Origin of the sequence: Dyadobacter sp. BHUBP1, assembly GCF_050587785.1 — a bacterium.
Taxonomy (GTDB): domain Bacteria; phylum Bacteroidota; class Bacteroidia; order Cytophagales; family Spirosomataceae; genus Dyadobacter.
Map to the genome: position 1 here is coordinate 262,968 of NZ_JBOBIH010000007.1, position 10,537 is coordinate 273,504.

8 protein-coding genes are annotated in these 10,537 nt (G+C 52.9%); all 8 read right to left on the reverse strand.

From position 1 onward, the window contains the following. Positions 1–49: 49 nt before the first annotated feature. The 8 genes from ACQ4MZ_RS24745 to ACQ4MZ_RS24780 all read right to left on the reverse strand — a co-directional run bounded on the left by ACQ4MZ_RS24745 (position 50) and on the right by ACQ4MZ_RS24780 (position 10,483). Positions 50–1,585: an AMP-binding protein gene (locus ACQ4MZ_RS24745; RefSeq protein WP_430849608.1), complete on the reverse strand. Its 1,536-nt coding sequence runs from the start codon at positions 1,583–1,585 to the stop codon at positions 50–52. Next, positions 1,566–2,579 (reverse strand): hypothetical protein, encoded by a 1,014-nt coding sequence (locus ACQ4MZ_RS24750; RefSeq protein ID WP_430849610.1) that lies wholly within the window; start codon positions 2,577–2,579, stop codon positions 1,566–1,568. Before ACQ4MZ_RS24750 ends, ACQ4MZ_RS24745 begins: the two co-directional genes overlap by 20 nt. Then, positions 2,576–3,229 (reverse strand): hypothetical protein, encoded by a 654-nt coding sequence (locus ACQ4MZ_RS24755; protein WP_430849612.1) that lies wholly within the window; start codon positions 3,227–3,229, stop codon positions 2,576–2,578. Before ACQ4MZ_RS24755 ends, ACQ4MZ_RS24750 begins: the two co-directional genes overlap by 4 nt. A 19-nt stretch (positions 3,230–3,248) precedes the next feature. Continuing rightward, entirely contained in the window at positions 3,249–4,346 is a 1,098-nt protein-coding gene (locus tag ACQ4MZ_RS24760; protein ID WP_430849614.1) for a DUF3419 family protein, read from the reverse strand. Beyond that, a complete protein-coding gene (locus tag ACQ4MZ_RS24765) occupies positions 4,343–6,823 on the reverse strand; it encodes a PEP/pyruvate-binding domain-containing protein (protein ID WP_430849616.1) in 2,481 nt (826 codons plus the stop codon). The genes ACQ4MZ_RS24760 and ACQ4MZ_RS24765 overlap by 4 nt, the downstream gene beginning before the upstream one ends. Next, positions 6,823–7,794 (reverse strand): hypothetical protein, encoded by a 972-nt coding sequence (locus ACQ4MZ_RS24770; protein WP_430849618.1) that lies wholly within the window; start codon positions 7,792–7,794, stop codon positions 6,823–6,825. Before ACQ4MZ_RS24770 ends, ACQ4MZ_RS24765 begins: the two co-directional genes overlap by 1 nt. Next, on the reverse strand, positions 7,791–9,068 hold the full coding sequence (locus tag ACQ4MZ_RS24775) for a hydroxymethylglutaryl-CoA reductase (RefSeq protein ID WP_430849620.1): 1,278 nt from the start codon (positions 9,066–9,068) through the stop codon (positions 7,791–7,793). The genes ACQ4MZ_RS24770 and ACQ4MZ_RS24775 overlap by 4 nt, the downstream gene beginning before the upstream one ends. Before the next feature lie 95 nt (positions 9,069–9,163). Beyond that, positions 9,164–10,483 carry a serine hydrolase domain-containing protein gene (locus ACQ4MZ_RS24780; RefSeq protein WP_430849623.1) on the reverse strand — a complete coding sequence of 440 codons (1,320 nt, stop codon included), beginning with the start codon at positions 10,481–10,483 and terminating at the stop codon, positions 9,164–9,166. Positions 10,484–10,537 lie beyond the last annotated feature (54 nt).

The following is a 10,537-nucleotide window of genomic DNA, read 5'->3' on the forward strand; positions in this document are numbered from 1 at the left end:
TCAATTCACCTTGAACACAGCCGGCCGGGAGTGACTCCCGGTCGGCTTTTTAATTTCCGCGTGACAGCAAAATCCTGAGCTTTTCGTAATCAATTTTGGAGTTGTGCCGCGGGTCCCGCGGAATTTTAGAAACAAAAACAATTTCCCCGAATGCCTCAGATAATGACTTGATAGCTGCCGCAACGGCATTCCGCTGAGCGCTATCACCCAGCTCGATTATTGCTGTAAGCTGGCCATCCAACTGCATCACCGTGCCCATTTCCACACCGTTTATGGTCTGAAACTGATTCTCAAACAAGAATGTCGACAGCAGTCCATCCGAGGTGCGGATAAGCGAGGTACACCTGCCGGTCAGGAAGAGGTTCCCATTCAGGAAGCCGCTATCACCGGTTCGATGCCAGCATTTATCTCCTGTAAAAATTTTATTGCGTTTCAATGCCTCCGGGTTATTCAGGTAATCCCGCAGTACATGCTTTCCCGAAACGATGATCTCCCCGATCTCGCCTGACGCGACTTCGAGTGCGGAAAGTGCCTCTTCATTCGTTGCAGTAATGTTATCGTCGCTGATCGCGATGATTTTTATGGTCGCCGCCGGCTCCACTTTTCCTACATTCAGCCCCCTGCCGGGTTCGGAGGCAATCAACTCGTCGACAGCAATCATACTCATCGGTTCCGCTTCGGTAGAACCGTACACAATGCCGATACACGCCTGTGGGAACGCATCACGGTAAATGACGGCTTCCGCCGGGAATACGGGCGCGCCGCCGGTCAGTATTTTTTGTATTGTATTTAAAAACAATGCATTGTCCATCAAATATCGCGACAATTGCCTGACAAAAAACGGCGAAGCAATGATGGTAGTAACGCCTAACCCCCTAACCTGCGCCGCGATGCGCTCCGGCTTCATGGTGTCCGGCTTGCGCGGGTTAAAATCAGCGATCACCGAAGTGACGGCGGCGCCCAGGTTAATTAGCAAAACAATAGGCAAAACCGGCATACAAATATCGCCCGGGGCCGGATCGATGAGCGGGATGAGCGCCTGGAACTGTTCGAAAAGCAAGCCATGCGTCCGGATGGCCGCTTTGGGCGTGCCAGTACTGCCGGTTGTAAATGTAATGAGGGCAACATCGTCCCGCTTGGTTTCAGGAAACGGCGGAACGGCCCCATCCGTATGGTATTTCAAACCCAAATGCAGCGGAATCGACCGCAAACCGGGTAAAAGCCGGGCCAGGACACGTCCCTTGAACGTCCCGATAAATGCGGCGCATTGCGCCAGCCGGCAGCATTCGACGAGCCGTTTCACGCTCACCCATTCGTCGAGGAACACCGCCACCGCCCCGATCCGGAATAGTGCCAATACGGTCCGGTATAAGCCGTCGCTCATGGGGACGAACACGAGCACGCGGTCGCCCTTGCGGATACCTTTGCGCAGAAAATGGGCGGCGGTCTGTGTTACCGCCGTTTCCAGCGCTCCGAATGAAATACGCTTTTCACGATAAATAATCGCGGGCTTGCCCGCATTGACGCGTGCGGCCTCGTGAAAAAGGTCGGTGATGTTGAACCGGTCAGGCAAGGTGTTTTCCATACAAAACGTAGCTCCTGTAATGGGTACCGGAGAAATGCGTGGACAATTTCGTGGAAGTGCCCTGCTCGTAGATGAACGAATGAATGGCACTTGTATAACCCAGTTCCACGGCTTTGTGATAAATTAAGTTGCCGATCACGTGCCCCAACCCCCTCCATTCCGGCGCCGGATGCCTGGCCAGGGTTTTGACGATCAGCGTTTTATTTTGAGTATTGTAAAAATCATGAATGCAGAAAAAGTAGCCGACCAGGTTACCCATTTTGTCCTCGGCCATTAGCGTAAGTTCGGGATTGATATAGACCTTTGTCTGCAAATACTTTTTCAAAAAGGCCTCCCTGCTGATGGGCGTGTAGAGAAAATTAGTCTTGAAAGCCAGCAGGTTAAAATCATAAACCCGGTTAACTTCCGCTTCAAAGTCCGAAAGGTCTATCGGTCTGATGGTCACTCCCTGCGCCTTCAATTCTCGCTCCCGGGCCAGTAATTCGGGGTGATCCAGCTCCATACCGCGGTCGATATTGCTGTAATAATGCGCGATCGGTTCCAAACCAGCCGCCTGGAATTGCCGGTTGTAGTACAAGTGATGGTGAGGTTCCGTAAAAAACAATGGATTGGTATGATCGGCCAGAAAGCGGTACCCCTCCCAGGTGCTGCCATTCATAGGGCCTATTAAAAAGGTACCTCCCCAGCTTTTAACAGTGGAAACAATATGCGCCAGCAACGCCGAAGCATATTCATCCCGGTCCGCGCATTCGTAATTCCCGACCGAAAACGCATGCTGCCCGGCATACCGCATCAGCGGATTGTCGTAAATACTCGCCCTCGCAACGACATTTTCGCCGTCCCTTACCAAAAAACAGGCTCTCAAAAAGTCGGTCGGAATCGTTTCCGGTGTTTTGAGCCGAATGCTGCCCGGCGGGTAAATACACCCGGGCAAATCCGTAAACAAGTGAAAATCCGGATTGCCGGGGCCAGTTTCAGTGATCGTGATCATCATATCAGACAAAGGGTTGATACCACACTTGCGGGAATAGTAAAATTATCCATTCCCCTGACACCCAGCGCCTCGGCGATCGTTGCCATCATGGGAACCACCAGGATCAGCAGCATCCCGGAATGTGCGCCATCGAATGCCGAAACAGTAACGGCCGTCACCAGCAACGCGCTTGCAAAAAATGCCAGCGAACCAGCCGCCGATTTGCCGCTCCCCATTATCTGGTACTTCCCGAACGGAAACCGTTTCCCGACCAGCGCCGCTACCGGGTCGCAAATCGCAAGGACCAGGATCGGCAGGTAGAAAACGATCAGGCCCCTGTCCGCCATTTGAAATACCAGAAAAAGCAGGTAAACAATGACAGGAAACAGGATGCTGCCGTACGAAAAACGATCGATTGCGTTGATGGAAGGCAGCCAGCCGAATTTCAGACTTGCCAGCAGGATCACCAGAAAACTCGCACAAAGGAACAAAACCTGCCAGTGACTGACCAGCACGACAGGGAAAAGTAATGTGAGCAGTCCAGTCCCGATGTGTACGATCTTGCGCGTCCATTCGGCCCCCAACTTTCCGAAATGGTACAGTAGTTCGGCCACACCAAAAAGTAAGAGAAAACAACAGGCGAGAATAAGCGGAGGGATGATTTCTTTCATAGCTATATAATGCGGCGGATTATCGAATAACCTGGTCGACGATGAAACCGTTGTAAAAAAAGCCTTTATCCATAGCTGTCAAGCGCTCGGATTCGGTGTGCAGGTATTTGACATTTTCGGGTAAAATCTGCGAAATCCGGCGTGGTACCATCAGGTTCCAGTATGCCAGCCGCCCGTCCTGTTCGGTGCCGGCAATCAGCGCACGGGCCGTCTCCCCGAACAAACCGGTATCCATATATTCAAAAATGTCCGAGAGGTTCATGCAATGAAACTTCCCGTAATGCGCAATGGCTCCCTGTGCGTAGCATTCCTTCAAATGCAGCCGATCGATGTTGGCGCGTATCCTCGGGTAATGCTCCTTTTGCAGGTAATGCGGCAAGAGGCCGTCAAAACTGCCTGTGAGGGTGTATCTCAAAATGTAGTTGTCCTGCGCGGCCACCGAGGCAAGCTGGGACGCAGCTTTTTCAAAAATAAACTTCGAAACAGAACCCTGGACCTGTTTCTGAAATTCGGGATCGCGCCCGTATTTCCCCATCACATACCTGCTGAAAAAGATACGGAACAGCAGCCGCCAGCGCCAGGTATTCCATTGGTTTTGATAAAAATACGCCTGCTCCTCTGCCGTTTTTGGTTTAAAAAGTGCTTCTACCACACGCTGGGAATGGATCCAGGGCAGTATTTTCCCGCTGAAAAGCTGAAAGTAGCGTTCGAACTTTCCCTGGTGGATGACGCCGTTGGCAATCAGCGCCAGGTTCGACTCCCAATAGGCCCTGGTGGCGCTGCCCAGCTGGCTTTTCAATGCCTGAAAACACTGTAACCTGCTCTCCGACTGCCTGAAACCAAGAAAACTCAGCGCCTCTTCCCATTCCAGGTTTTGGATGCAAACCTTCTTCAATTCGATCAGAAAAAGCTGGGTAGGGTTAATATCGACGGCCGCGACCAGTTCGGGATCGGTGACGAGGAAAGAAAAACTATTATCACCCGCCGAACCGATCGAAAGCACCTTGCTTCCCGGCGCGGGCGAAAGGCCGGCCAGCAGAATATCCGCGTCTTCCCAGCAGTTGGCATACCGGATCATATTAAAATTGACCCTCTTTGTTAAATCCGCTTTCGTCATCGGGAAATAATCCTGATTATGCCCGTACTCCCATCCATTTCAATTTCATCGCCTGTCTTGAGGCTTTTCAACAGACCCGTTACCCCCACAATGCAGGGCTTGCCCATTTCGCGGGAAACGATCGCCGAATGGCTCAGCAAGCTACCCCGCTCGACGATAATGCCCGACGCACCCGGGAAAAGGGTTACCCAGCCGGGGTCGGTGCTGGTGGTGACGAGGATGTCGCCATTCAGTGAAGGCACTTCCGCGGGGTCGGCTACTACCCTTACCCGCCCCCTTACCCTACCGGGTGAGCAGCCAATGCCCTTCAAGTCACCCTCCGGCCTTTCGACCCGGTCGATATTGAAAAAATCGTTGCCGTTATAAGGCGCACCATAGGTAGCAAACCGCTCCGAAAGCGGGCCCAGCTGCTGATAATGCTGAAATGCCTGCTGCCGCAATGCTACCAGCGCCTTAATGTCCTGCGTCACCGCCGTGCCTTCGATATAGCTGAAAATCTCCTCTTTCGTGAGGTAAAAAATATCCCGCGCATTAACGAGAAGGCCATCGGCATAAAACCGCTTTCCAATAAAGGTGAAAATCTCCCGCACGATCCCGAATGCGCGCGTACGCTCGTAGCGCAGGTTCTCGCGGGCGCTGACGAGCTCGCGCGTGTAGCGCAGCGTGAGCCGCATTTTCCACTGGCCCATGACTTTACCCTTCAAATGCCTGGCTATTTCCCGCTCCGCATTCGCACGGATTGTGTCTTCCCGCTCGCCGGAAAACTGCGCGTCGGTAACGCCCGTTTCCACGTAGGATTTCAGCACTTTAATGAACCGGACCGGCTCCTGGGCGTACGAGATCGTTTCGAGTTTCAACTCGCCTACACAGCGCTCGCCGAAATCGGCAATGTAACGGTCGATATCGGCCTTTATCTCAACGAACTCCGGATCGCTACCCGCTCCGAGCATTTCGTGGATGGCATATTCATTTTTTGTCAGAAACAAATCCTTCAACGCCGGAACCGCGGCAATGCGTGCGGCGATGGCAATGCTTCGATGCACGGGCTGTACGGAAATAATGTCGTTACTCCCGCATAGCAGGTCGTTATGAAGGTTGGGGTTACCGCCGCCTGCAAACTGCCCGCATTGTTTCTGGAGCATTCCGAACCAGATCATGGCAAAAAAGTCGTTCAGCAACGGGGCCTTCCATTCGAGCAAAAGCTTACGTTCGAAATCGAGGTACAAATGCATGAGCTCGTCGGCACTCTTCTCCGCGAAAGGGATGGCCTTGTATTCGCTGATCGTCCCCTCCACGAGCTGCATAAACTCCCGTCGCTTCCGCGGCAGCGCCCTGAAACGGTACAGCATTTGTACTGCCATTTTCACAATGCTCCACCACGCCTTCCCTTTCGGCAAGCGGTAGGACTCCGGGATATCGAACTGCTCTTTCACCCCCATCATTTTCTCCATGTACCGCGCATTAATGCTGTACCCCGGCAGCATAGCCAGCATGTGGTACCAGGTTTTAAGGTTATAGTAAACCCGGCCGTTCAAAAAACCGAGCGTATTGGCAAACACTCTTTCATTTTTCCTGATAACCAATTCACTCACACCCAGATAAGCGCTGAAAAGCCTGTAAGCCACTTCATAGGATTTGCTGATAAACGAGAATGTCAGCGGCGTGGTTACGCCGGGGTACGATTCAATGATATTACTGTTATCCCAAAGAATGTAATTGCCCGCGGGCCTGGCCTTCAATGTGGTAATGGGCCTGGTTTGAAGCAAATAGATCTGGTCATTTCTGACGGCGAACTCAATGTCCTGCGGATGCCCCAGCGCTTTTTCGAGAGAATCGAGTATCTGGCCGAGCCGGTGAATCTGCTCATGGGTAAGCGCCGGTCCGGCCTGCTTTCCATCCGCGAGGACAGACCGTATTTCAGCCCCCTCCAATACAAACTCGTCGGCATTGACTTCCCCCGAAACCAGGCGGTCGCCCAGGCCGGAAACCGCGTTGATTACCTTCTGCTGCCGGTTGCCTGTGAGCGGGTTAGCACCAAATGCCACGCCGGCCGCATCCGCATCGACCATTTCCTGCACAATCACCGCCACACCACCGGCACCGGAAAGCCCGTGATGTTTCCGGTAAGCCATTACCCGTTCCGAAAACGCCGATTGCCGGACATCCGCTATCCGCGCAGCCAATTCGCCGGGCGTGACGCATAAGTAGCTTTCAAACTGCCCCGCAAACGAAAACGCCGTGCCATCTTCCCCGGCGGCCGACGAGCGCACGGCGAAATGGCGGGTTCCTTCAAAGGCGCTCAGCAAGCTGCTAATAAGCCCGGATTCGGAAATATCCTCACGCAATGTCTCCCACGGGATCACCACAAAGTGCGGTACCGGCAAGCCGAGTTCCTTCAAACGAAACAGGTTTCCGGCCTTGCCGCCAATCGCGACGCCGGTTGCTTTGTGAGGTTCGGTATCGGAAACGAAATACATCAATGGAACAGCAGTTTTGAGATCATCGGCCCGGCACCCAGCGTAAGGTACATCGCGATCGTCCAGAGCGCCGATGCATATTCGACCATTTTTGAAAGTTTTGCAGTCCTGGCCTTCCGGAACCATACTGCCGGCAATGCGCAAACCAGGAACACAACGCCTAAAACCACCAGCACCACATAGCCATAACCGGCAAATACCGAAGCGGCCATGCTCAGCAAAAGGGTTACCACCAGTGCTGCGAGCCATAATCCGATTGCCCTGGGTACGCCCAGCATCGAAGTATAGGTGAGCACTCCCTCCGACTCCTGTTGCGGGGCGCGGATTTTGCGGCCCACTTCCAGCACAATGCCGTTCATATAAGATACTGCAAAAAAGAAAAACAGGCCTTCGGGCGCCTTCACGCCAGCCAGGAGCCAGTCGAGACCGCTGGCGTAGATGTCGATCAGCGGGATGATGAACATATGCGAAGTAACGTACCAGAACTGGTGCTTTTTGAGCCATTCGGCTACAAAAAATTCTCTCCCCATCAGTAAAAGGTACCCGATTACCACCGCGTATATCCAAAGCATTTTGGGAAAGAAAATCAGGTTTACCAGCACTTGCGCCACAACGACGACGGCACCCGTGAGCGCCAGCTCGCGGAATGTGACAAGCCCGCGGGGAACGGGCAGTTCTTTACGAAAGCGGGCGTCGTCTTCCGCATCTTTGAATTCGTCGAAGATCCTGACCAGCAGGAAAAGGGATATCGTCGTAAAAACCCCCACCGCAAATGTCCGGACATCCACAAACCCTTCCGTGCCCCGGCATATCCGCGAATAGGAAATCGCGGAGAAGCTGAATGCCGCCACGAGCAACCCGTGGCCAAGCAACGGGAACCGCTCCTTTTGATAAATATAAAACCGGCGGAAGAACGGTGCGCTGTTCTCCCGGGCATTGCTGAATGCATTTCCCTGGGCAGGTAGCTTCATCTTTTGCGGCCAAATTTCTGGTGTGCTGCGGTGAACCGGCCCGCCGAAAGGGCGGCCGCAATGGATATTTCGCCCGCCAGCACCAAGGCACCGCATATTTCAGCAAATTTCCGGGTCTTGCCGGCACCAGCACAGCCGATCAGTTCGAGGCACTCCTTTTGAGTTGGCAACCCTGTGCCGCCACCGACTGTCCCGACGATGAGGTTGGGTAGCGTAACCGACACGTACAAGCCGCCGTTAGCCGTAAGTTCCATGCGTGTAATGCCCACCGAGGCCTCCGAAACGCAGGCCACATCCTGCCCTGTGGCGATGAACAATGCCGTGAGGCCGTTGGCGTAATGCCCCTGCGCGCCGATCGAACCGCTTTGAATGGTGCCGATCGTCGACGACCGCCAGTATTCCGCCATAGCTTCCGGACTCGTTTTGAGTACGTCGTGTACGATTTTTTGCGGGAGCGTAATTTCGGCGGTGACTTTCTTGCCTCTCACATTCGCGAATGACTGGGAAGTCGCCTTTTTATCGCCTGAAAAATTACTTTCAATGAACCAGAACTGCGGCTGTACCGGCGCATTCTGAATGATGTGCTGGCAAATGGCGTCCGTGCAGATCGTAACCATGTTCTGCCCGGACGCATCGCCCGTGTGGTATTCGAAAGTGAGAATGAGGTGGTTGCCTTCAATATTGGATTTCATGTCGATCAGCTTTGCATAGCGGCTGGCCGACTCGGTAATGCGGCGGAATTCTTCGAGCTGGCTGATAATCCAGACCAGAAAAGTGCCGAGATTGCCCAGGTTATCGAACTTGAAAACCGGGGACCGCTGCACCCCGTCGATCAGGCATACCGATGTAGCGCCTCCTGCCAGGTAACACGCCCGCGCACCGCGGTGGTAGGATGCGAGCAGGCTGCCTTCACTCGTCGCCAGCGGTATGTAAAAGTCGCCTTTCGCCATAGAGCCGAGCACCGACACGGGGCCGATCACGCCCGTGGGCACCATCGACATCCCGATATAGTTCTCGATATTTCCTTCCAGTCTTGAAACATCCGAAAACTGCTGCTTCCCGCTCAGATAGGGAAAATCATGGTCCGTTTTTTCCAAAAGAAATGCGAGCCGCTTTCTGATCCCCTCCACCGAAACCGGTATTTCGGAGGGTAAACTTTCCGGCAGCGATTTACTTAACGGCTTATTTTTGATCTCGTCCAGGAGCTGTTCAAGGTCTTGCAGGGCGCTCATAGCGTGGAGCGCCTTTTTCGTGGTTTCGCTGGTAGAAGACATAGGATAGACAAGTGATTGATAGCAAAGGGCTTGCACCAATAGACACGCCCATTGGCAACCGCTAACATACTAAATTTCACATACCTATCATATCATCACTTAGTAAACAGAAAGGCTTGCCCAGCCTGCGTAATAGTCGCTTCTTTTTGCTCCGGCCGGAACTCCATCGTTAGGTCCACAGCATCAATTTTAAATACGTCCTTTTTAACGGGCGTAAGCAGAAATGCAGGTTGGCCGGTCGCTTGGAGGAACAGCTTGTTATCCTTATGGCTGATCGTCACTTTTAACGGGATTTGCTTGCTCTCGTAAACGCCCTGGTACCGTTCAGCCTCTTCCGGACTGATCTGCATGGTATTAAAGTCGGGGATAACCACCGGTACTTTATAGTAGGCGCTGAACATGGCGATCAGAATGTCATTCAGCGGATAATCGCCCCCGTTCGAGAAAACAGCTCCTGCCAGGCTATCACCGGGGAAATAAGCCACCATGGTCCGGAAAGCGTCCAGGCCACCGGTATGGCCATACCCTTTTTTCTGGTAAAAAGGCATAGGCGCTAGTCCTATTCCAAATATATCGACGATCTTGGTCATTTGGGTCAGACTCTGTTGCGATACCAGTTTGCCGGTAAAAAGCGCATTCATGAACGCCAGCACATCGCCCGGAGTCGAAACAATGGCACCTGCACCTGCCGGCTGGCTCAGATCGGTTTCCTCCCGCTTTTCCCAGCTTTTTGAAAACGAATAGGAATAAGCATCACCGCGGGCCGGGTCGATCTTTCCGCCAAAAGAGGTGGTTTTCAGGCCTATGCGTGAGAGAATCCGCTCCTGAAGGTTCTTTTCATAAGACTTTTTGGTGATGTCTTCGATGATATATCCCAGGAGAATATAACCACTATTACTGTATTTTGCCTCAGCGTCAGGGGCAAAATCAGGTTTGTTCTTTACAAAAACAGCGAGCATTTCGGCACGTGTCCTGGGTTGTGTCTGCTGTTTCCAGTAAGCCTCGTCATCCGTAAAATTGTGGATACCGCTCCGGTGGCGCAGCATCATTTCGATCGTAATCTGGCTTGCATTCGGGATATCGGGAAAGTATTTATCCAAATGCGTATCCAGCGTAAGCTTTTTCTCTTCTACCAGCTGCATGATCATCGTCGCGGTGAAGGTCTTCGTAATCGACCCGATGCGGTAGCGGGTTTGCGGCGTTGCTTTGACACTGCGGGTACTGTCGATCACCGCGTAACCGATTGCCCGTTCGTACACTTTCTGCCCCTTGTGCATCAACAGCACGCTCGCCATCGACTGATCATGTACGGTAAGAGAGTCGAAAAGGCGGTCGAGGTCGGTGGTATTGACTTGCTGGGCCGATGCGGAAAACGCAAAAAGCCATGCGACGATCGGTATCAGTTGGATTTTCATGAGAGGATATGGTCTTTTTTGCAAATAAACCATATGCCCGGGATCTCAGGTAAC